The 24,345-nt window shown below is 44.6% G+C and carries 17 protein-coding genes; 13 read left to right on the forward strand and 4 right to left on the reverse strand.

Annotated elements, in window-relative coordinates; genetic code table 11:
* Positions 1–11 precede the first annotated feature (11 nt).
* The 4 genes from BUB38_RS12080 to BUB38_RS12095 are packed head-to-tail and all read left to right on the forward strand — an operon-like array spanning position 12 to position 5,854.
* Entirely contained in the window at positions 12–257 is a 246-nt protein-coding gene (locus BUB38_RS12080; RefSeq protein ID WP_073160963.1) for a FeoA family protein, read from the forward strand.
* A complete protein-coding gene (gene feoB / locus BUB38_RS12085; protein WP_073160902.1) occupies positions 254–2,284 on the forward strand; it encodes a ferrous iron transport protein B in 2,031 nt (676 codons plus the stop codon). The genes BUB38_RS12080 and feoB overlap by 4 nt, the downstream gene beginning before the upstream one ends.
* A 2-nt stretch (positions 2,285–2,286) precedes the next feature.
* A complete protein-coding gene (locus BUB38_RS12090) occupies positions 2,287–4,506 on the forward strand; it encodes a TonB-dependent receptor plug domain-containing protein (RefSeq protein WP_073160904.1) in 2,220 nt (739 codons plus the stop codon).
* A 34-nt stretch (positions 4,507–4,540) separates the two neighbouring features.
* Positions 4,541–5,854 (forward strand): hypothetical protein, encoded by a 1,314-nt coding sequence (locus BUB38_RS12095; RefSeq protein ID WP_073160906.1) that lies wholly within the window; start codon positions 4,541–4,543, stop codon positions 5,852–5,854.
* 103 nt (positions 5,855–5,957) lie between these two features.
* Here the strand turns inward: BUB38_RS12095 and BUB38_RS12100 are convergent, their stop codons facing one another.
* From BUB38_RS12100 to BUB38_RS12115, 4 genes are all read right to left on the reverse strand, one after another.
* Positions 5,958–6,896, reverse strand: coding sequence for a helix-turn-helix transcriptional regulator (locus BUB38_RS12100; RefSeq protein WP_073160907.1), 939 nt, complete (start codon positions 6,894–6,896; stop codon positions 5,958–5,960).
* A gap of 109 nt (positions 6,897–7,005) precedes the next feature.
* Positions 7,006–7,398, reverse strand: coding sequence for an ExbD/TolR family protein (locus BUB38_RS12105; RefSeq protein ID WP_073160909.1), 393 nt, complete (start codon positions 7,396–7,398; stop codon positions 7,006–7,008).
* Complete coding sequence (locus tag BUB38_RS12110; RefSeq protein ID WP_073160965.1) at positions 7,391–7,963, reverse strand: MotA/TolQ/ExbB proton channel family protein; 573 nt, start codon at positions 7,961–7,963, stop codon at positions 7,391–7,393. Before BUB38_RS12110 ends, BUB38_RS12105 begins: the two co-directional genes overlap by 8 nt.
* An 8-nt stretch (positions 7,964–7,971) precedes the next feature.
* The gene (locus BUB38_RS12115) at positions 7,972–8,682 is read right to left on the reverse strand and encodes an energy transducer TonB (protein WP_073160911.1); all 711 of its coding nucleotides are present in this window, start codon (positions 8,680–8,682) and stop codon (positions 7,972–7,974) included.
* A 228-nt stretch (positions 8,683–8,910) separates the two neighbouring features.
* Here BUB38_RS12115 and BUB38_RS12120 point away from each other — a divergent pair, with 228 nt between their 5' ends.
* The 9 genes from BUB38_RS12120 to BUB38_RS12160 are packed head-to-tail and all read left to right on the forward strand — an operon-like array spanning position 8,911 to position 24,345.
* Positions 8,911–10,641, forward strand: a complete 1,731-nt coding sequence (locus BUB38_RS12120) for an ABC transporter ATP-binding protein (protein WP_083542151.1) — start codon at positions 8,911–8,913, stop codon at positions 10,639–10,641.
* Positions 10,642–10,650: 9 nt separating this feature from the next.
* On the forward strand, positions 10,651–12,372 hold the full coding sequence (locus BUB38_RS12125) for an ABC transporter ATP-binding protein (protein WP_073160915.1): 1,722 nt from the start codon (positions 10,651–10,653) through the stop codon (positions 12,370–12,372).
* Positions 12,373–12,403: 31 nt separating this feature from the next.
* Positions 12,404–13,138, forward strand: coding sequence for a thioesterase II family protein (locus BUB38_RS12130; protein ID WP_073160917.1), 735 nt, complete (start codon positions 12,404–12,406; stop codon positions 13,136–13,138).
* A 3-nt stretch (positions 13,139–13,141) separates the two neighbouring features.
* Positions 13,142–15,850, forward strand: a complete 2,709-nt coding sequence (locus BUB38_RS12135; protein WP_073160919.1) for an amino acid adenylation domain-containing protein — start codon at positions 13,142–13,144, stop codon at positions 15,848–15,850.
* Positions 15,847–16,929: a saccharopine dehydrogenase family protein gene (locus tag BUB38_RS12140; RefSeq protein WP_073160921.1), complete on the forward strand. Its 1,083-nt coding sequence runs from the start codon at positions 15,847–15,849 to the stop codon at positions 16,927–16,929. Before BUB38_RS12135 ends, BUB38_RS12140 begins: the two co-directional genes overlap by 4 nt.
* A 1-nt stretch (position 16,930) precedes the next feature.
* The gene (locus BUB38_RS12145; RefSeq protein ID WP_073160967.1) at positions 16,931–18,001 is read left to right on the forward strand and encodes a Gfo/Idh/MocA family oxidoreductase; all 1,071 of its coding nucleotides are present in this window, start codon (positions 16,931–16,933) and stop codon (positions 17,999–18,001) included.
* 2 nt (positions 18,002–18,003) lie between these two features.
* A complete protein-coding gene (locus BUB38_RS12150; protein ID WP_073160923.1) occupies positions 18,004–22,260 on the forward strand; it encodes a non-ribosomal peptide synthetase in 4,257 nt (1,418 codons plus the stop codon).
* On the forward strand, positions 22,260–23,693 hold the full coding sequence (locus BUB38_RS12155) for a condensation domain-containing protein (protein WP_073160925.1): 1,434 nt from the start codon (positions 22,260–22,262) through the stop codon (positions 23,691–23,693). The genes BUB38_RS12150 and BUB38_RS12155 overlap by 1 nt, the downstream gene beginning before the upstream one ends.
* A gap of 1 nt (position 23,694) precedes the next feature.
* Positions 23,695–24,345 carry a 4'-phosphopantetheinyl transferase family protein gene (locus tag BUB38_RS12160; RefSeq protein WP_073160927.1) on the forward strand — a complete coding sequence of 217 codons (651 nt, stop codon included), beginning with the start codon at positions 23,695–23,697 and terminating at the stop codon, positions 24,343–24,345.

Below are 24,345 nucleotides of genomic sequence, written 5' to 3' on the forward strand. Positions count from 1 at the left end.
TCTTGCGCGCCATGGAAAATTCCGTCGCAAACACAAACATTTCGCTGATTTTAATTGACGAAAATCAGAACGGTACCGTAGCAAAAATCGAAGGCGATTCACGCTTTTTGTCGAGAGTCGTTTCTATAGGCATCGTAAAGGGTTCCGAAATCAAGGTTTTAAAGAACGACGGCAAGTCTCCCCTCCTCATATTTGTGAGAGACACTGTCATAGCACTCAACCGCAAGGAAAGTGCGCAAATATGGATTGAAGCATGAACAAGAAGTCTTTCAAAATAGCCCTGCTTGGGCAGCCGAACTCAGGAAAATCTACCTTGTTCAACGCGCTTACCGGTTTTCACCAGCATGTGGGCAACTGGCCCGGCAAAACGGTAGAAAAATGCGAAGGCCTCTTTATACATGATGACGCATCTTACGTGGTTGCGGACCTTCCCGGCAGCTACGGCCTTACCGCAAACTCCGAAGAAGAAGTCGTTACCAGGGAATATATCGAAAATGAAAAATTGGACCTAATCATAATCCTTGCAGATGCCTCCCAGCTGGAACGTAGCCTATACATGTTTTCGGACTACGTGGGCATTAGGATTCCGGTGCTTTTGGTGATCAATATGATTGATGTCGCCTACGAGCTTGGAATTTACATAAAGATCGAAGATATTCAGAAAAAGCTGAACGTTCCTGTAATTGGCTTTAATGCTTCTGATTCTTCAGGCTACGACTACTTCTATTCAACGCTTGAAAAGGCACTCGAAAATCCGCGGGTACTTTCAGCAGATTCGCTCAAGAGTGCCTACGAAGAGTGTAATAACCAGGTGGCAATCAAAATTTCTGAAATACTTGCCAAGTACGATTTCAATCGGTACAATTCCCTATGGATCGCTACAAAGTTTATCGAAAATGACCAGCTCGTCATGGCCGAAGTAAGCAAGATTGCCTCATCCGAAGACCTTGAAAAGGCCGAAGAACTGAAGGGTGGAAACGATAGCAACGCTAGACTCATGATCGGCGAGTCCAAGTACTTCTGGATTTCCAATCTTATACGCGGTTGCATGTCTAAGCGAAACGACAATATTACACTCCGTAAATTTGACAAGGTTGCTACACATCGCATAAAAGGCAAAATACTCGCCATAGCCATTATGCTTGTGGTGCTAATTCTCTGTATGGCGCTTGCCATGCCGGGCATTACCCTTGGCTTTGGCCTGCAAGGGTTTCTGAGCCCCATCGTAAGCGACTCACTCTCTTATATTGGTGTTGGAAATATCTTCATTTCGTTCATAAACAAGGTGATTATTGGCGGAGTGGGACTCACTATCTGCATGACAAGCTTTGTTTTTGCCATCGTATTCGTTTTCGGACTCCTAGAAGATGTGGGTTACATGGCCAGACTTTCGTACATCTTTGATTCTACCATGAGCCGCCTTGGCCTCCACGGCAAAGCAGTAATGCCACTATTTTCAGGCCTTGCCTGCTCGGCAGGGGCAGTTTGCGGCACTCGCGTCATTGACACTCAGGGACAGCGACTATTTACTATGATGCTTCTGTGGGGTATACCCTGTGGAGCAAAGCTTTCCGTTGTTCTTTTCATGGCAACAACCTTCTTTGGCTCCGTAGCCCCATTAATTGTACTTATCTTCTTTGCACTTATTCTAGGGTCTTTCTACCTGTCATCAAAGACGCTCGGAAAAAAGCTCCTGCCGGAAAACGAAAGAGTCGGCATTATCATGGAACTCCCCCCCTACCACAAGCCGCACTGGAAGGCTCTCTGCAAATCCGTTATTCGCAACGTGTGGAACGTATTCTGCAAGGCGGTCAAGATCATCGTCATGATTTCGGCACTATTCTGGATCCTCTCCTACTCCGCCGACGAAAACGTAACGCATACAATCCTTTACAAGATTGGAAACTTTATAGAGCCCGTCACGTCGCTTTTTGGCATGCGCTGGCAGCTGTTTATTTCGTACCTCGGAGGCGTATTCAGCAAAGAAGCCTCCCTCGGCATCATGAATACGCTCTTTGTCGGGGCTGGTGAATCATTCTCATTACTCACGAGGACTGGTGTGAGCGAAAATTTGGGAGAAGCTCTCAGGGCATCCGTCACAAAGCCCGAGGCATTAAGCTTCCTGTTCGCTTCCATGTTCAATATTCCCTGCGTTATTGCCATAGGGACCACCTACCGCGAAATGCATTCCGCAAGGTGGGTTGTGGCAATTATCGGATACTACTTCGCAATATCACTCGTTCTAGCCTTTATTGCATACCACATCGGTCTACTGATTTTCTAAAAATGAAACTTATCAAGCTATTCACCATACTTACTTTCTCTACGCTTGCCTTTGCACAAGATGACGAAGTCACCACACTTGACGACGACTTTTTCGAGGAAACTACAGAAGGAGCCTCCCGTGCAGAATCTAACGATTCCGAATTTACGACTCAGAATAATGGCGGAGAAGAGGTTACCGTTCTCAGCGATCTTTCTGTTGATGGCGAAGGTATTAACGAATCTGCCCCGGCAGATACAAAGACAAAGGCAGAATCCGTCAAGGTTATGAACACCCAGGAATTGCAGGGTTCAAGCAATACCATTGCCGATGCGACAAATCGGTCGTCGGGGGTAAAAGTCAAGCAGTCCGGCGGCATGGGTAGCGATGCAAAGATAAGCATCCGCGGCATGGAAGGCAAAAATGTAAAGGTCCTTGTCAATGGAGTTCCCGTAGAGAACGGCAGCGGAAGCCTTTCCATAAACGACATTCCCATCGACATGATTGACCGCATCGAAGTCTACAAGAGTTACGTTCCAGAACGCTTTGCAACTGACGGCATGGGTGGCGTTATCAATGTGATTACAAGAAATATGCCAAAGAGCTGCATAAGCGCCTCATACTCATTCGGAAGCTTTAATACCCATAAGGTATCCCTAGACGCAAAATATGTGTACGCACTCGATTCCCTAAAAGGAAGGGCAATCGAAACGGGCGTCAGCAGCTACCTGAACTACTCCGATAACGACTACAAGTTTACAACTCCCTACATGGATACGACGGTTACCAGGGATCACGACCGCTACTACAGCTATTCCGTATCGCCCTATATCGCACTCGACAATTACTTTTTCGATAAGATTACCCTTGGCGGAAGCTACAATATTGGCGATAAGGAAGTCCAGGCAAAGAACCACAAGATTGTGGATGCCCATGGCGAATTCAGTGGCTGGGGCATAAACGCGGGCATTGAAAAGCAGGACCTATTTTTCAAGGGACTAGCCCTCTCGCTTGGCGTTTCATTTGAACGTTCCAATGAGACTTTCATCGATACTAGCCATACCTATCACTACGGCTGGACAGATGACGATGTCAAGGAAAGCAAGCGCAGCATCGGTGAAATAAGAATTTCTAGCCCAGCCTGGGACGAATTCGTCAACACCTCCGTAAAGGTGCCCTGGAATATCGATTACCAGTTCACAAGCAATCATTCCATCAACTGGAGTGGTCTTTATAAGTACGATCACCAAGATCCGACGGATAAACTTTCAGATGGAGGAAGGCAGCTTTCTACCGCAGGCTTCCCTGGATACAACTATTCCGTCGTATCGGGCCTTTCTCTCGAAGATAACTTTTGGAACTCCCACATCCAGAATATTATTGGTGTCAAGGGATACTATTACAAGCTAGATGCCGAAGATGATGCCGTTCGTCTGCAAAAGCTAAAGAGCGGGGCCGTCAGCCGTAAGAATATAGGCTATAGCGAAAACCTTAAATTCCAGATTGTGGAGCAGTTCTCCATTCGTGGTGGCTACCAACATAGTTTAAGATTCCCGACCCACGAAGAAATCTTTGGTGACGGAATGTACATAAATATAGCCCCAGCCCTAAAGCCCGAAGTTTCGGACAATTTTACCGCCGGCGCTGACATAGACCTAAAGCATATCCCCCTTATCCTCAAGGGACATTTGGAATTCAACTACTTCTACATGCTCCTGGATGATAGAATTTACCTGAACTCGCTCTTATCATCGATTCCTCGCCCCTATTACAATAGCGTTGGCACCAAGACCAAGGGCTTTGAAATCGACGCCAATGTCGATGTAAACGAGTACTTGAACCTTTCATGGAACATGACTAGTCTTGAAGTCAAGAGTCGCGAAGCAGACCCCAGCTATGGCATTGGCAAGAACTGGAATATACCGAACATCCCCCTGTTCTACATGAACTTTGGCGTAGAGCTCCATGCAGGCGATCTGTTCAATCGCGATGATTTCCTTAAGATTTACTGGAACGCAAACTATACCGACGAATACTATTACGCCTGGAAGGTTTCCAATAAACAGGAACGAATTATTCCTTCTTCTTTCTCTCAAAATATCGGCATCGAATACTCCATCTTCGCTAATATGCTTTCGTGGAATTTTGAAGTCACAAACTTTATGGACAGGATGATTTACGATAGCTATGGCGATTCCAAGCCTGGCAGGGCATTTAGCACAAAGATTAGGCTCAATCTGTAAGGTTTTAATCAAATAACAACAAAAAGGATCAATAATGAATACATTCAAGAAGACTCTTATCGCAGCAGCCTCTGCAAGCATCATGTTTGCAGCCTGCAGCGACGACTCCAGTTCCAACGCCTCTAGCGACGAATCTTCCACCACCGTCGCCACGTCAAGTTCCAGCACTAAGGGTGATGCAAAGTCTAGCTCCAGCGCCAAGGATGATGACAAATCCAGCTCTAGCACGGTCGCCAGCACAAAATACGGTATTTCGTTCATGGTTGGCGAAAGCCAGTTCTACGGCACCACTGCTCTTGATGAAGATTTCAATACCGCAATCAAGAGTTTCCATGAAACGACCTCTTCGGGTAGCCTAGTCTACTTTAACGGAGCCCTGTATAGCCTTTCCATGGATGAAACCGGTGCTTCCGTTCTCAAGATGTTCAAGCTGGACAAGAACCAGGATGTTCCTGAAAAACCGACAAAGACAAGAAGCTTCAATTCTACGGCACTCATGATGCAGTTCGTTGACAACAACAAGATGTACGTCATCGAAACTATGGCTGATAAGCTCATTGCCCTTAACCCAAGCGATTTGAGCATCACCGCCGAAATCGACCTTTCCGAATACGTTGATGAAGAAGTAAGTGCCGTCATGGCATTCCCGGGCTCCAGCGCCATTTCCGACGGCAAGCTCTACGTAACGCTCTATCAAGTTGTTGACCTCAACAACTCCATCATGGGCCCCCAGGGTGAAGTTGCCATTATCGATGTCGCAACGGACAAGGTGATTAAGGTTGCAAGCGAAAGCGAAACCTCTGCACTCGGTGTTTACGACGACATGAACAATACCATGGCATTTACCGATGAAGAAGGCGACGTCTACTTCTATGCCAACGGCGCAATGAACTTTATCGAAGGCTACAACGAAGGCTTTGTACGCATCAAGAAGGGTGAAGAAGATTTCGACACCAGCTATGTATTCCATCTGCACGAAGCAAAGTATGATGGCAAGAGCAGCAACACAAACTGGCTCATGACCGGTGGTGTCTATGCTAGCAACGGCAAGTTTGTCGGCCTCTTCGGCGATTTATCAGATCCGACCAACTTCAACAACTTTGAATGGCAGTATGTAATCATTGATATCTACAAGAAGAGCATTAAGAAGATTGACCTCGGTCTCACCCTCCCCTGGCTAGTACCTTCCGTACACATGGATACTGATGGCACGGTGCTTCTCGGCCACATGGACGAAGAAGGAGCCTCCGTTCTCTACCGCTATGACCTAGATAGCGACAAGATCACAAAAGTTGCCGACGTAGAAACAGGCTTTGTCTACTACGTGTTCCCGCTGAGCAACAACTAAGGTTTTTGTTACCCCACAAAAAAAGAGGTCGCTCACATCACAGTGAGCGACCTCTTCCATGTTTTATAGAAATTAGACATTAGAGGAAATCTTTTTAGCGAAACTAAACATGTTCGCTGCGATACTCTTTAGGCGTTTGGCCAATGACTTGCTTGAATGCCGCAGTAAACTTACTGGAATTGATGTAGCCTACGCGGTTTGCAATTTCAAATATGGGGAGTTCGTCCTTTGCAAGATATTCCGCAGCGATTTTCATACGGTAATTCTTGAGATAGGCGTATATTGACTCCCCATAAGCTGTCTTAAAGCACTTTTTAAGTAACGTTGCACTCATATCCAGCTTCGATGCAAGATCCTCAATGGTGTAATGTTCATCTAGATTTTCGCGAATGAAGCTGACTACAAGCTCAATCTTGTCCTCGTTCTTTCTCGACAAGCGCTTTGGAGCATGCAGAAAATGAATTAGCGGAGCATCCTTCAAATAGGCGAATATTTCAAGAATTTTGAGCTTAAGATAGGTTAGACGCATGCTTTTGGGAACAAGATACAGTTCCGAAAAGATATTCAGAATTCTCTTATCCGAGCAAATGCGTACATTGGACCTAAGAGAGAGAACCTTCTCGTAAACGGCATTGAAGTCAATGTTAAAGTTGCAGAAGGCCGCCTGTATTTCGTTAACTGCATTCTTACTCGAGAAAACAATGGTCACGCCATGAAAAGTCTTTGTTGGAAACGAGAACATCTGATTTTTGAAGAAGGTCCTCGATATACCGAGATCTCCCCCTTCAAGGCTATCTTCGGAATCCAGTTCAAACTGAACTTCACCCATATAGCAATGAGTTATGGCCATGGCGTCTTGCGGAGCATCAAACTTAAGGACTGCGCATTTTACATGACAATCCACATACATCACATCAACACCATCTACAATATGGTAGACAACCAAATGACCTGTATCCGTACCATCGGACAACAGGTAGTGTTGCATGAACTCCGTTCTTTGAAGTAACTGAACATTCTTTTCAATAGAAAGATTTAGCATTTTAACCCCGATTTTCACGGCAAAAGTTAGCTAAATCTAACTAAAATGTCTAGTGGATCCTAATATGCTTTTTTATTACAAAGTACACACTAGAAGTATGATCACCTTTTTAAGGTTCCTTATAATCATTTATCAGTTGAATGTTGTATAATTTTTTCATTTGGAGCACATCAAGCACTGAAGCTACACGCTCGTAAGGGGTTTCCTTATCAATTTTTATGGCTATGGGCGATTTTTTATTAACCACATCCCCTGCCTTTTGCTCCAATACGGCAAGTTCTATCTTTTGGCCATTTAGGGCCAATTCATCCTTGCTTAGCTCAATATACAGACCTTCTGGAACATCGCGCTTGATTTCGCTCTGAATTTCAGGCAAAATCAATTTTAAGACAGATTCATCCTGCTTGAATACCGACGTTACCAAGAAAAATACCAGCAATAGGAAGACACAGTCAATAAGCGGCGTCATGTCCGGACGGAGTCTTTTTTTGTGCCTAACCATTATCGGAATCCTCTATATTGATAGAATGATCGCGTTCCTGGAGGATTCTCCCCATCTTCTGGAACACAAGATTTTCAACCTCGTCCTGTTCCATTTCCATATGGGCATTTAGATAGTTATAGGCAATGACGTGCGGAATGGCGACCAAAAGCCCAAGGACTGTAGTCACAAGTGCAAATTTGATACCCAGTGCAAAAGCCCCCGCATCGTCGAGACCAGAAACAGCTATTACGCCAAAAGCGTCAAAAATACCGGCCACCGTACCTAAAAGTCCCATCAATGGCGACACCGTCGCAATATTCTCGATGGTCGTAAGCCCCTTTGTCAATGGAGAAAAGGCTAGCGATATTTCGGTGCGAATATTTTCCACGATAATGTGGTGGTCCGTATTGGCAGAAACAATCCTATGAATAATCTTTGACGGGAGCCTATTCTGAACCCTGCGCTTGAAAACGACAATTGCCACTATTTTCCACACGATAATAGCATACCCAATAAAATTCATGGCGATTAGGATATAGGCAATGACGCCACCCTGCTTGATAAAATCAAGAACGTAATTCATTTTATTCCTCAATGAAGTTGATATTTGATGGGAATTTCGATTGTCCAATGATCTTTGTTTAAAAGATCAGGAATTGGAGCAACAGATGTTAGTGCGGCAACAGCATCCAAAGCACTCTGATCCAGGGCAGAATAGTCACTCCCCTTTGCCAAATGAATGTCTTCAACCCGTCCATTCTTTTGTACCGTAAAGCGAACTCGCACGGTGCCCTCTTGATTTAGGCGGCGCGCCGTGGTTGGATAAAGCTTATTCTTGTCGATATTTTTCTTGACCTGTACAAGATACGCCTTCATCACCTTTTGAATCGAATCCTTAGAAATCGGGGCTGGTTTAGGAGGCTCTACGGGAACGACTTTTTCAACCTTTGGCGGAGGGGGTGCAACAGGAACTTCAATAACTTCCGTCTCAACAGCTACAGCAATCGGCTCTATCGGTGGCGTTGGCTCTTCAACTTCAACAACCGAATCCTTTACGACATTCGGGATTATTTTCGCCTTGACAATCTTCTTTTTTGGGGCTACAATTTCTTGCGGAGGCTGAGGAGGAGGTAAAAAGATCTGTTCCACGCGGATAATTTCACTGCCATCACTCACGACTATTTGGGCAATTTTATCTTTATGGGCCACAAGCAATATGCAAAGATGCACTACAAGTGCACAAAGAACTCCAAATAGAAGTGCTCTATTAAACGAATAGCTCTTGTATGGATTCGTATTCATAAATATTTCTGCGGTAATTTACCCAAACCTACGCTTATTTTCTACTCCAAAAGGGATTGCAATAATCCCAATGGACAATCTGAAAAATTCTGAGATTTTTTGTAATGAAAATTTTAGCTCCAATTAGACATTCTATAAACCGCTTGGGCAAAATTGCCCTTTTCAATCTTTAATAAACAAACCTTCTTTTTTAAATTAGCCTTGACTAATAAATATTTGAAGGCTAATATGAAAAAACAAAATAGCTTATCTATACTATTCGACTTTGCCGCAGAAAAAAAGTCAAATCTAATAGCATCCTTAATCATCGCAGTGGTTGGAGTTCTCGCAGGGACCATCCCCTACTATTCAACTGCGCAACTACTGAACGGTTTTTACAATCATTCTGTTACCGCTAATTTTATATTGATCTGGGGACTTGTTGGAATTGGTGGATACATAGTAAAGATTCTTCTCTCCACTATTTCTACCATAATTTCCCATGTAGCAACCTTTGAAATACTCAAGAATATCCGCATTAGACTTACCCACAAGATGGAACGCATTCCCATGGGCATCATGCTTGACAAGGCTTCAGGCAGTTACAAGATGCTTGTAATCGAAACCGTCCAAAAAATCGAAAAGCCTCTTGCGCACATGGTTCCGGAAATGGCGGCAAATACATTTACGCCCATCGTTATCGTTGTCATACTCTTTGTAATTGACTGGAGAATGGCACTCGGTGCCATAGCAACAATCCCCATCGGTTTTATAGTAACCATGGGGCAAATGATTGGCTACAAGGAAAAGTCTTCCCGCTATTTTAAGGCCAATGCCGACATGAACGACGCCATTATAGAATACGTGAATGGTATCGAAGTAATTAAGGCATTCAATCAGGGAACATCCTCTTTCAGCAAGTTCTCTAGGGCTTGCACTTACTACCGCGACACAACACTTGACTGGTGGAAAAATTGTTGGATGTTTTCTGCCGCAGGCCTTTCGCTCGTATCTGCCACGTTGCTCGTGACTCTCCCATTGGGCGCATACCTGTTCATGAATGGAGAAATTACTTTTGCCTCGTTCTTGACTTGCGCTATTCTTAGCATGGGCATTTCGAGCCCAATCCTTGCAACAATGAGCTATGCAGAAAGTTTCTCGAACGTTTTCCAGGCTCTTAAGCAGATTGGCGATTTTCTTAACGAAAAGGATCTCGTTCGCCCCACCGAAGAGACTAAACTGAATGGAAATGTATTTGAATTCAAGAATGTCTCCTTTGGATATAAGGAGAAGCTTGTTCTCAAGGATATTTCTTTTAAGACCGTCGAGTCCGGCGTTACTGCAATTGTCGGACCCTCTGGAAGCGGAAAATCGACCATTGCAAAGCTCATGGCTGGTTTCTGGGATGTTTCACAAGGTGAAATTCTTTTGGGTGGGACGCCTCTCACGAAAATTCCATTTAAGCAGCAGATGGATAAGATTAGCTATGTAGCCCAGGATAATTACCTATTCAACTGCTCGATTAAAGAAAATATCCGCATGGGAAGGCCCACGGCAACTGATGAAGAAATCTACGAAGCAGCCAAATCTGCCGGCTGCCACGAATTCATCACAAAGCTAGAAAATGGCTACAACACTTTGGTTGGCGATGCCGGTGGAAAACTTTCCGGTGGCGAAAGGCAGCGAATCACCATCGCCCGCGCAATTCTCAAGAATGCAGACATTATTATTCTCGATGAAGCTACCGCCTACGCCGACCCAGAAAACGAGGCCGAAATCCAGAAAGCTCTTGAAAAACTCGTGAAGGATAAGGTCCTTATCATCATCGCCCATCGCCTCTCTACAATCAAGAATGCCCAAAACATCCTTGTCATAGATGACGGCAAGCTTTCCTGTCAAGGAACGCACGATATGCTGATGCAAAACAGCCCACTTTACAAGAACATGTGGGAAAAACACATCGCCGCTACAGAGAAATAGGAGTAGATAATGTTCAAGTCTTTAAAAAACATCTTAAATGTATGCGGAACACATAAGAAACGCATTTATGGAGGCATTGTCTGCGGTCTATTAAACGCAGGATTCAATTCCCTCTCGGTCATGGCATTCCTATGGGTGCTTATGCATATCAATTCCCTGAATATGACCGTCATCTGGCAGACCACAGGGATTCTTGCCGTAGCCCTCGTCGGAAAAATCATCCTCAAGTATCTAATCAACATGTTCCTCGCTGCAGCAGGGTACATCGTGTACACCGATAAGCGCCTTGAACTTGGCGAAAAGTTAAAGCAAGCCCCAATGGGTTACTTTTCAAAGAAATCCCTCGGTCAAATCAACAACACCATTTCAAGCGCCATGACCGATTTGGAAAATGGAACCATGATTGCAGTCGAAAATGTCATTGGAGGCTTATTACAGTCCGTAGCCGTTTCTGTATTCCTCATATTCTTTGACTGGCGAATTGGTTGCATTGCCATTCTTGGCATTTTACTTTCGATGTTTTCCTTGACACTGGTCCAAAAAAAGTCTGTCCAGTTTGCACCGGAACGCTATCGAATTGTTGAAAAGACAACCTCTGATATACTAGAATTCATCCGTGGTATCGCAGTTGTCCGCTCCTTTGGCAGAAAAAACGGTAATGAACTCGACAAGAGCTTTGAAGAATTCCAAAAGGTAAACACAGCCATGGAAATCTCCATTATAAAGCCCCATAGTCTCTTTCGCGGGACACTCTACATTTTTAGCGGCATCCTTATACTTGTATCAAGTTTTATGACATTCTACGGCATGCTTGACTTTGCGTACGGCATGATGTTCCTCCTTTCCGCATTTATCATCTATGGTCAGATTGAATTGCTTGGCAACGGAACCTTCTTTTTGGAACTAGTCGAAACAGCTCTAAGCCAATTGGAAGAAACCTTCAAGATTCCCGAAATGATCGGTAAAGCCGGGGTAAAGCCCGAAAACTTTTCCATTGAAATGAAGGATGTGGAATTCGGTTACGATTCAAGAACAATTCTCTCCAATGTTACTGCTAGCATTCCCGAAAAAACATCCTGCGCGATCATTGGCTCCTCTGGAAGTGGAAAGACCACTCTCTGCAACCTGATTGTTCGCTTTTGGGATGTTAAGAAAGGTTCCATTACCTTTGGCGGTCACGACATCCGCGAATACACGCCCGATGAACTCCTCTCCTATTTTTCAATGGTTTTCCAGAAAGTTTATCTATTTAATGACACCATAGAAAACAACATTCGTTTTGGAAAGCCGGATGCAACCCACGAAGAAATCGTTGCCGTAGCCAAGAAAGCAAAATGTCACGACTTTATTATGGCACTCCCAAATGGTTATGACACAGTGATTAGCGAAAGCGGAAGCTCGCTTTCGGGTGGCGAAAAGCAGAGAATTTCCATTGCGAGAGCGCTCCTGAAAAATGCCCCCGTAGTCATTCTTGACGAAGCCACATCTTCTGTGGATCCCGAAAACGAAGCCGACCTTCTAGATGCCATCAAGGAATTGACTGCAGGAAAAACGGTTATTTCCATCGCCCACCGAATGAATACAATTCGCGATGCCGACCAGATTCTAGTAATCGACCATGGTACTATTGCCGAGCACGGCAAGCATGATGAACTTAACAACAAGAATGGAATCTACAGTCGCTTCCTAAAAATCCGGAGCAATGCCTTCGGCTGGAATTTATTGAACTAAAATAGACTTTTAACATAGCTGGATTAGTAAAATGGTATCAAATTCTTGGTTCCCGTTTCACACTTATGCCCTGGACGATGAAACCCATGAAAAAATATTCTGTTTTCATCATGCGGGAGGCAATGCCGGAGTATATAGAAAATGGACTCTCAATAAAGGAGAAAAGAACTTCGTTTGCGTTGAGCTTCCCGGCAAGGGAACGCGTAGGCGCGAGCCGTTCGTTAACGACTTTAGCGAAATCTTACCGACACTGGCCGAAAATATCGTCAAAGTTGCACTCAACAAAAAATTCACCCTTTTTGGACACAGCATGGGTGCAGCCATGGCCTTCTATGTAGCAAACTACATTGAAAAGCAGTTTAACATTCATCCAGACAAGATTATTGCCGCAGGCCGCCAGGCCCCACAGGATGAGGATCCAAGCGAATTCAAGAGCTACATGAATGACGATGCCTTGATCGCAGAACTCAAGAAATATAACGCAACCCCTCCTGAAATTCTTGAAAATAAGGAACTTCTGCAATTCATTCTTCCCGAGGTACGCAAGGACTACAAACTTAACGAGAGTCTAATTTACCATGGCGAGCATGTGGATACCCCAATATATCTCCATGCAGGCACAATGGATATCGGAGCGACTAGAGAAATTATGTCGCATTGGAGTTATGTAACTACTCAGGGTACAAAATTTACGGAATTCAACGGAGATCACTTTTTTGTACTCAAATCAAGCAACTACCAAGATTTTTTGACAAAGGGCATCTAAGCAATGACAAACTGCATTCATACAGCCGTTCTTGAAAGGGCGAAACTTATTCCAAACGCAATTGCACTTGTAGCAAGGAATAGCAACGGTTCTTACGCCGAATTGACATACGGTGATTTATTCCTTAAAGTAATGAACGTCGCGGGAATGCTCAAGTCAAAAGGGTTCAAGACAAAGGACTTAATCGCCATTGTCCTACCTAAGGGCATGAATCAAGTCATTGCAGCACTCGCCATTCAATCCATTGGCGCAGCCTATGTGCCCGTTGGAGTACACCAGCCCATGGAACGCGTGCAAAAGATCTTTGAAGCCGCCCATATGAGTGGCGTTCTTACGGATTATGACCACAAGGAATTTTTCAAGGACGAAAAGCGTCCCGTAACCTTTATTGAAGATTCATCAAGCTTTGTAGCCCTTGACGAAAGTGAAATCGTCGCCGATGAAAATGCTCTCGCCTACATCATTTTTACATCGGGAACAACAGGTGTTCCCAAGGGCGTCATGATTTCGCATAAGGGCGCAAGCAATACCATTCGCGATATCAACGCCAGATTCAATGTCTGCGAAAATGATGCGGCCATGGCTATTTCCGAGCTTGACTTCGACCTTTCCGTATACGACCTGTTTGGAATCCTCAGTGCCGGTGGAAAGCTCGCCGTACTTTCGGAAGAGACCAAGAAGGAGGCCTCCGTATGGAAAACCATCGCAGAAGAACAGAAGATTACGCTATGGAACTCTGTTCCTGCCCTGTTTGAAATGTTCTGCATCGTCATGAACAATATGTCTAGAGTCCCTCTGCGCGCAGTCTTACTATCGGGCGACTGGATTCCTCTTTCGCTCTTTGATACAACAAATAAAATTTGGCCCTCTATTCAATTTACATCGCTTGGTGGAGCAACGGAAGCATCCATTTGGTCCGTAATCTACAACGTAAGTGAAATCAAGAAGGAATGGAAATCTATCCCCTATGGACATGCATTGCGCAATCAAAAGATCCGCGTTGTGGACGAAAATAATAAGGACTGTCCCATAGGTACTCCTGGGGAGCTATGGATTGGTGGCGAAGGTGTGGCCGAAGGGTACCTCAACCAGCCTGAACTTACTGCAGAAAGATTCCCCATAATTGATGGCGAACGCTGGTACCGTACTGGCGACAAGGCTCGCTTTATGGATTGTGTAGATACCGAATTTATGGGACGCCTAGATACGCAGATTAAGCTTGGTGGATACCGCATTGAACTTGGCGAAATCGAAAATGTCATCAAGAAGCATAAGAACTATGTCAATGCCGTAGCCCTTGTTACCGAAAATGGAGCAAAGAAGGAAATTACTGCGGCAGTTGTCCCTACAACGAATAGCGCCTCTCAGCAGCCATCCGTTTCACTTTTCAAGAAGGAAACCGATAAGGAAGAAATTCTCGATAGAAAGAATATTGTTGCGGAATTCATGATTCGTGTCATGAGTGATTCCATGCAATTTGATTTCTGGAATGTATGGCTAAAGTCCAACGGCTTTATGGACCATAACGGAAACATTATCCAAAAGCCCGTCTTCAAAGAATCTGAATTTTCAAGGAAACTCCTTTCTAGCGAAAACATAACCCTATTGCGCGATGTTCTCAACAAGAGTATCCCAGCAACCAATCTTCTCAAAAATGATCTTTTCACACCAGAAAAAATCATGGTGCAAAGCAAGGCCTATGGTGAATTCGTAAAGACACTCCAGGAAGAAATCAAGAACTACCCTAAGGCAAAAATCGCATTCCTCAACGGTCGTTCCGGACTTACCATAAGAAAGTTCCTAGAAGAAACCAATCAACCGGTGGATGTAACCGTATTTGATGAATCAACAGGCATGCTTTCCATGGCAAGGGAAAATCTTGCTCAATTCAAGGATAAATGCAACATAAACTTTGCCGTTTCGGACTTAGTTGCTCCCGTACAAGAACTCCAGAGCTTTGATTTTGTGGTAGATGCAGGATTCCTGCATACTTATCAAAACCCGGCAGAGGCTCTTATGCTTGCCTACCTAATGCTAAAGGCAGGTGGAAAGCTTTACGCCATTGATTTCGAAAATTTTGACCCCATCGCAGTCATAAGCTCCGCTGTACTTGAAGACGGCTTCAAGGACTACTCCCGCAGCCGCAAGGGAACATCTCTCCTGACGGATAGCGAATGGGAATCACTCTTTAAAGCTAGCCGTTTTGAAGAAGCAACCATTTTGAACACAAATGGGTTCTCACAGGTGCTCATTGCACAAAAGGAAGCGTCCGCTCCCAAGATTCCAATGGAAGAATTGGGCATCTACCTTAAGCAGAATCTCGTTCCTTACATGATTCCCGCCCGCATTGAAGTCTTTTTAAAGTTCCCCTTGACTCCAAACGGAAAACTAAACCGCAAGTATCTTACCGAACTTTTAAAGAAGAAGGCCGGTGAAGAGAGTGTCGATGAAAATTACATTGGCAAGGAGGAAGATATCGCTTGTATCTGGAAAGATCTCCTTTCCATTCCGCACATTGACCGCAAGGCAAACTTCTTTGAAATTGGAGGTGATAGCCTGCTCGCCACCCGCTTTATTGAAGTACTTCTTCAAAAATACGGAGTCAAGCTTTCGCTAAAGGACTTCTTTGAGCATCCAGAACTCGATATTTTAGCCCAGAAGCTGAGCTCCGAAATGGAAGCATCCGAAAATATGGAAGAGGGCGAAATATGATCGGTATTATCGGTGGTTACGGTAATATTGGGCTCCATGCCGTCAGATTTCTTTCAAAACTCGGTATTACACAAATTCGAATTGGCGGAAGGAACGTAGATAGCATATCAAACGAAATCCGTTCCGAATTTTCCAATGCAGAATGGATAAGCGTCGATGTAAGTAATAAGGATAGCATCCGAAACTTTTTCAATGGTTGCAGCTGCGTGCTTGACGCAACCAGCACCTTAGATGCCAACATGAAAAACATGGATGATGTTGCCGAAGATATGGGAATTCCTCTCGCTCACTTAGGAATTAACGGTTTTTCCCGTAGCAATTCCAAGGTACCCATTCTCTATGGCTCAGGGAGCATTCCTGGACTTTCGGGTCTTATCCCTCAGTATTTGGCTTCTGAATTCGACTCGGTTTCAGAACTTGACTTTGTATACGGTACCTGCAGCGCCATATCGAAAGCTGCTGCAAGGGACTATATGAATGGAATCCTTTCCGATACCAACCACTCCATGATTTATTGGAAAAACGGAAAGCTTGAACCTTATATTCCAAGCCAGTGCAAGTTTGAAATTTTTAGACAGAAGTTTTCAACATTCAGGCTCTATCCATTCTTTGACGACGAGTCGAGAGCCGTTGCCGAAAAGCTTAAGCCAGAAATAGGAAACTGGCAAATGTGCATAATCGGCAAGAGAACTTTGGAAGAACTAGACTCCGCCAGGGAAAGTTACAGGAAAAACCCCGATAAAACCATCGAAAGGCTTTGTACAGCAAACAAGCTTGATTTATTCGGTGTTAAGGAAGATGCAGTTTTCGCGTGTTCCATAAAGGGCATGCAGAAGGGCAAGGAACAGGAAAGCCAAATTATCATATCGGGAATTGGGGCCTCAAGACTTACTGGTGAATGCGCTGCAGCAACAGTCTTTACTATGCAAAGTGTCAAAATGGAGAACAAGAAGTCTCTACTTGGCGAAACATCACTATTCAAAAATGTCATTGACCTTATAAACAAGGACTCAGATATTAGAATCAAGAAAAGCTCCACATCCAACGATCCCGTAGATGAACTGGAAGGAGAAATTTAGGATGAATAGAAAGAAAGTCGTCGTATGCGGAAGTTCATTCGGCCAAATGTACATTCAGGCACTCCAAAGTCTACCTGATGAATTTGTGCTTGTAGGCCTCTATGGAAAGGGCAGCGATCGCTCAAAAAAATGCGCTGAAACCTACCATATACCCCTCTATACCGATTTTAACGAAATTCCACAAGTAGATATCGCCTGCGTAATCGTGAGTGCCGCAACTATTGGCGGATGTGGGACCGATATGGCGCTGCAATTTCTGAATAAGGGTGTAAGCGTTATTCAGGAACAGCCTATACACCCCAAAGACTTGACTCAATGCTATAAGGCAGCGCAGAAAAATAAGACCTACTTTTTAACAAGCGACCTTTACACGGAACTGCCCGAAGTTTCAAGATTCATTCGCATAGCAAAGGCGCTAAACAAGAAGGAGCCTCCTCTTTATATCAAGGGAGCTTTCGCTCCTCAAGTAGCCTACCCTACCTTCGACATTCTTTCACAGGCTTTGCCATCGCTCTATTCGCTACGAATCGAAAATACTATTGAAAATTTGGGGCCTTTCGATATTGCGACAGGCAAAATAGGGAACATCCCCTTTGCTTTTGAATACAACAACCGCGTCTTTGCCGAAGACAGAGACAATTACTCGCAACTTTTGCATAATTTCGCCTTTGTATACGAATCAGGCCGTCTCATTCTTGAAGATACCTTTGGCCCAGTCCTTTGGAAACCCAGGATGCACATGCCCAAGGCAATGTACAATCCGGAAAACCGAAAGGATATGCCAGCCTACGCCTGCGAAAAGACCATGGAAATCATGAACAATTTCTCGGCAAAGAGCTTCGAGGATGTTCTTCTTGACGACTGGAAAAAGGCAATCGGCAAAAACATCCAAAATCTTTCAAGAATGATTGACGAACACGCCAATATCGGCCCCATGGCTCAGCGAGCAATTACATACGCAACACGATGGGCAGAATTTACCACTGCCATGGGTTTTGCAAAGTTCATCACGCCCGATGGGCACCATTACATTCCTTCCGACGAAATCAAGAAATACTGTAGCGAGGTTTAACAATGCAGACGACCATAAATATCCTAGACAATTTTGAAAAGAAAGGCATACTGCTCTGGTCCGAAAACGGAAAACTCAAATACAAAGCCTCTAAGGAAACCATGACGCCAGATGTCATGGCAGAACTTAAGGCGAATAAGGAAGCAATTCTTCAGACCCTTGAAGAACGCGAACAGAATTCAAAATTTGTAATTGACCGAACAAACCGTTACGAGCCCTTCCCTCTAACCGATGTACAGTCTGCCTATCTCGTCGGTAGAAGCAAACTTTATGATTATGGTGGCGTCGCATGCCACGTCTATCTGGAACTCAAGTACAAGGATCTAGATACAAGTCGAGTCCTTGAAATCTGGAATGCGCTCACCCGCAAGTACGATATGCTACATGCGGTAATTAACGAAGGGGGATTCCAGCAGGTATTAAAAGAGGTCCCCTCCCTCGAAATCCCGGAATGGAATTTAGTCAAGAAACCTGAAAATAAAGAGGCTTTTGAAGAATTCCGCAAACAAATGGGAAATAGGGCCTACACTATCGGCAAGTGGCCAATGTTTGGACTAGCCGTTTCCAAGCACGTAGATTACAGCATTCTCCATTTTTCTATTGAATTTTTGATCGCCGACTGGACAAGCATCTGGAAACTCGTGGCAGAATTTGAAGGAGCCTATTTCGACAACGTCGCCATTGAAGGTGAAGAAAAAATTTCGTTCAGGGACTACTTGATAGCCGAGAAGAAAATCAAGGAAAGTAAGCAGTACCAGAGCGAAAAAGCATACTGGATGGAGCGTATCCCGAACCTCCCCGAATCTCCAGAATTGCCGATCAATTCGATTGACCAGGTTCAAGACGCCTTTGAACGAAAGTTCACAAGGCTTTCCCCTGAAGAATGGAACAGGGTCAAGACTCGTTCAAAGCAATATGGCCTTACGCCGACCGTCCCCGTCCTTACCGCCTACGCCGATGTCCTTGCCAAGTGGAGCAGAAACAAGGATTTCTGCATCAATATGACGGTACTTAACCGCCTCCCCCTTCACAAGGATGTTATGGAAATTGTTGGGGACTTTACATCTTTAAGCCTTCTTGAAATCCATAACAATACAAAGACAGACTTTTTAACAAGGGCCAAAACCTTAAACGCCCAGCTATTTGACGATATCGACCACAGACTTTTCAGTGGCGTAGAGGTCATGCGCGAAATATCCAGGCAGACCAAGAAGAATGGCATCTCTATGCCTATCGTGTACACCAGCGCCATAGGGCTTTCTGAATCGTCAAAGCCTTTACGCGCTGAATTCTGTGGGGGTATATCCCAAACTCCGCAAACGTTCATAGACTGCCAGGTCATGGATGGATCTTTCGGCCTACAGGTCAACTGGGATTTGAGAGCAGGCGTTTTTGCACCAGATATCATTGACGCTATGTTCAAGTCTTTTGAGGAACGCTTAAAGTCATTGGCTGATGAAAATGCAGACTGGACACTCATAAAGAATCTAGCCATACCTCAAAAGGACCACGAAGAACGTACTACCGCCAACAGCACGCAACGTCAATGGAACGTCCGTATGCTGCAAGCTGACTTTAGAAAGAATGTATTGGCAAACCCAGCAAAGATTGCCGTTGATGACGGCATCACCAATTTTACTTACAGAGAACTTGACCTGCGAGCCAGTGCACTCGCCCAGGCACTTGTAGATAACGGCGTAAAAAGAGGTGATTCGGTTCCTGTCCTTATGGAAAAGAGCGCTTGGCAGATTGTAAGCGTCATGGGAATCCTTTATGCAGGAGCGGTCTATATTCCTATTTCTGCGGCACACGCTAGCGGTAGAGCCCAGAAAATTATGACAAAATCAGGCTGCAAGGTTGTTTTAGGCGTTTCCACAGAAGAACACCCGGAAGCCGAAGGATACACCTTAATCAATGTGGATACCCTTGCCCCCACGGAAGGTTTTACAGAAGTAAGCAATGATCCAAATGATGTAGCCTACGTCATCTACACCTCCGGAAGTACCGGTGAACCTAAGGGTGTTGTCATTACCCATGCAGGTGCAATGAACACTATTGATGACATGAATGCAAGATTTCACGTTTCATCAAATGACAACGTCCTTGGACTTTCTCAGCTCAATTTTGACCTTTCCGTGTATGACATCTTTGGCGTTCTTGGTGCAGGAGGCACAATCTATTATCCGCCAAAGGCAGATTACATGAACCCCGCCTATTGGTACAGCTTGCTTCACGAAAAGCAAATTACGCTATGGAATAGCGTTCCCGCTCTCATGAAAATGCTCCTCAACTATACAGAGTCTGTATCTAATCCCAAGCTTCCGCTAGAAAAGGTATTCCTCTCTGGCGACTGGATTCCTGTCGATATGCCGGGGACCATCCAAAAATACGCTCCAACAGCAGAAGTCATCTGTCTTGGAGGAGCTACTGAAGCTTCTATCTGGTCAAATTACCACCGTTATGACGCCAATGACGGTTTAAAGATACTCCCCTATGGAAGGCCTCTTTCGAACCAGACCATGTATGTCCTCGATGAAAATCTCGAAGATTGCCCCGTACTTGTACCCGGTCAAATTGCACTGGGTGGCGATGGCGTAGCCCTCGGTTATCATTTTGACAAAGAACGCACGGATAAGCAGTTCGTATTCCTTCCAGGAACTACAAAACGTGTCTACCTTACCGGAGACTTTGGCCGTTACCTCCATGGAGGTGAAATTGAATTTCTCGGCCGTCGAGATAACCAGGTCAAGATTCGCGGTCATCGCATTGAACTCGGTGAAATCGAAAATGTGCTTTTGGAATTCAAAAACGTACGCGCCGCTGTAGCCATCGTAAGTGCCGACAAAAATGAAATTTTTGCCATGATTGAAAAATCCGGCGAAATCGATAAGGATGGGCTTAAGAATCACATCGATAAGTACCTGCTCCACTACATGCACCCCTCCCATATCGAAATCGTGGAGGCAATGCCACTTTCCACCAATGGAAAGATTGACCGAAAGGCCGTACTCTCACTCATTGAATCCAAGAAAGTTTGCAACAAGGATACCCATACAGACTCGGCGATAACTCCAGATGAAGAAAAAATTGCTGAAATTTGGAAAAAAGCTTTAGAGGTCAATCAGATTGGCCCCGAAGAAAACGTCTATGACCTTGGCGCAAATTCAATCATGATGACTCAGGTAGCGACATCTATTCGCACCCAGCTCAAGATTGAGATGCCCTTTGATATTCTGTTAAAGCAGATGCTAGACTACCCCACTGTACGCGATACGGCAAACTTCCTATTCCATAAGGAAGAAAATGAAGTCAAGAAGGACAAGGGCGATTTTATCCGCATGGTGCACTACGGGAATGGAGAAATCAAGGATGGGAAAATTCGAGTCATTCTCCCACCCATTTTCTGGAATCCGGATAGATTCAAGTATATTGTTCCCACACTTCAGGCCCAGAATGAAGGCGAGGTATATACCTTCGCTATTGATGATGATGAAGGCTACTTTAGCGTAAAACCGGAAGATGTCGGAACGACACTTGCTGCGTTATTCACCAAGCATATCCTTGAAACAGGGGCAAAGAGCGTTCAACTGATTGGCTATTGCTTTATTTCATCCGTAGCAATTGAAGTTGCAGAACGTTTGGAAGAAGCAGGTGTCAAAGTTCCTGACCTCTCGATTATTGACGGAACACGATTTGGTTTCACAAGCAAGACGATATTCACCCGTAACATATTCTTTTCTGAAATGCTTGCCGTTGACCTTATGAAATGGGGTCTCGATGCGGTAGAATGTGCCGAATGTTTCCAGAAAATACTTGAAACAAGCAAGAAGACTGAAATTGGCAAGGAAGAAATCATTGCCACAGCAGACCTAATGAAGGATGGTTCAAAGCTCAAGCAGTTCCTCGAAATGAATGACGATGATATTCTCGCCCTTTGCAAAGAATACAGCATGAACTTCGCCCACACTGCCGATGACAAGACTCTAAAACGCCTATTAAAGTTATATACCCATAATACAAGTATTTTGGGATTCTACACGCCAACCCCGTATTTTGGCAATGTACGCTACTTTATGGCCGAAAATAAAGAAGGCGTATTCAGATACTTCGGCATGTTCTACAAGGAATGGGAAGAACTCTGCATTGGTAATTATGAGCTCCTGATTATCAAGGGGAACCACTTTAGCTGCATCGACGATCCGACATACGCAAAGGAACTCGCCCAAAAGCTTAGCTATGCCCACAAGGAGGCTGAATAATGCAGCTGATTTCTGAATTTGCAGAAAGAGGCATCCTGCTTTGGACCGAAGACGGAAAGCTGAAGTTTCGCGCAACAAAGTCCGCTTTGACCACCGAAGACAAGGAAACTCTCAAGCAACATAAAGAGAAAATTATTGCCTATCTGAACCATCAAAAGGAACTTGCATCAAAGGCATTCCCTCTCACGCCCATTCAAAAGTCCTACTTGACCGGACGTGACGAGATTTATGACCTTGGCGGCATCAATACCCATTACTACATGGAACTCACGTCTGATATTCCCCTGGACGCATGCAAGATGGAGGAGGCCCTCAACGAGACAATCGCCCATTGCGATGCTATGCGGCTTATCATCTTTAAAAATGGCACCCAAGCAGTCCTCGAAGATGTCCCCCATGTGAATATCAAGGAATATACGTTCACTAGCGCAGAGGAAAGGCTTAAGGGCAGAAGCGAGTGGAATCACCACATCTATCAACTTGACCAATGGCCGCTATTTACATTCCGCATTTCCCATGTGAGCGGAGAAAAGGACATTCTCCACATTGATTTTGACTGCATTATCATGGATTCCTTCAGCGCAAAAATTGCCATTACGCAGATGCTGAAAATCTATAATGGCGAAACGGTAACGTGGCCAGGCTACAGCTTTAAGCAATATAGCGAAGAATTGTCTGCCTTTGAATCAAAGCAGGACTACAGCGCAGCAGAAGCCTATTGGAAAGGCAAGGTGAATGAAATCGTGGTAGAACCGGATTTGCCTTACGCAAAGCCTCTTTCCGAGATTCACAATCACCGTTTCGACCGAATGACTGGCGGCATTACAAAAGAGGAATACGTAAAACTACAGCAGGTGGCAAAAAATTACCGATCGACACCTTCAGCCATTGTAAGTTGCGTACTGCTAAAGACTTTACTGAAGCACAGCAAAGGCAACGCCATCACCATCACCTCAACATTATACAATAGGCAGCCGCTACACAAGGATATTTATAGCGTCGTTGGCGACTTTACAAATATAGCCTACCTAACGCTGTCAAAGAATGCCGGCAGTTTTTTACAGAGCATTCAGGCCGTTCAAAAGGAAATGTGGCAATTCGTGCGGTTCCACTCCTATGACGGAACAAAGATACTCAAGTTCAAGGAGAATCTGCGCCCTATGAAGGCACAGCTCCCCATTGTGCTTACCTGCGTTCTCGATGGTGGCAAGACGGTCAATACGCTCCCCGGTGGAATTCGCCAGACAAATTCCCTGAGCAAGACCCCGCAGGTCGTATTGGATTACCAGGTTACAGACTTTGACGGATCACTTTCACTGTGCTTCGACTATGTAAAAATGGCTTTCAAGTATTCAACAATCAAGGAAATCATGGATGACAACATTGCCCTTTTACGTCGACTATTAACAGAAGATTGGAACCAAATAGAATAAGATGCTCTACGCATTAACCGACATAAAGAATTTTGCAGAGGATGATCTTGTAGCATTTTCTCCTTTCCTAAGCCTACAGCGAAAGCAGAAAATTGATCGCTACAAATTCTTTGCCGACAAGAAGATTTCCGCTTTGGCCTACCTGCTTTTGAAATCAGCCTATGTAATAGAGACTGGTAAAAGAATAATGGAAGATTTTGAAATTGGTAAATACGGCAAGCCCTATTTCAAGAACGAACCCTTTATCCAATTCAACATTTCCCATGCCAGGGAAGGCGTTGTCTGCGGAATTTCCAAGGAAGATATTGGAGTTGACATTACTGGAATAGACAAGCGAAACCTGGACTGCATCAAAAGCGCCATGCACCCTAACGAGATACGGAAAATTGAGCAGGATGCAAATGGAGTTACCTTGTTCACCCGTTTTTGGTCGCTTAAGGAAAGCTACGTCAAATGCCAGGGAACAGGAATCAGCTCTAAGATCAACAAGATGGACTTCTCCCCTTTTGATGAAGATTCTTTCCGTTACGAGCTTCAGGTGATGCAAGTCTTCAACGATACGAATTCCGTTATTACGTCCTGCTCTGCAAGCGTAGAGCCCATAAAGAAATTAAACATTAAACAAATCCATAACATTCTTTCAGGTACATGA

This window comes from Fibrobacter sp. UWH5 (assembly GCF_900142505.1).
GTDB lineage: Bacteria > Fibrobacterota > Fibrobacteria > Fibrobacterales > Fibrobacteraceae > Fibrobacter.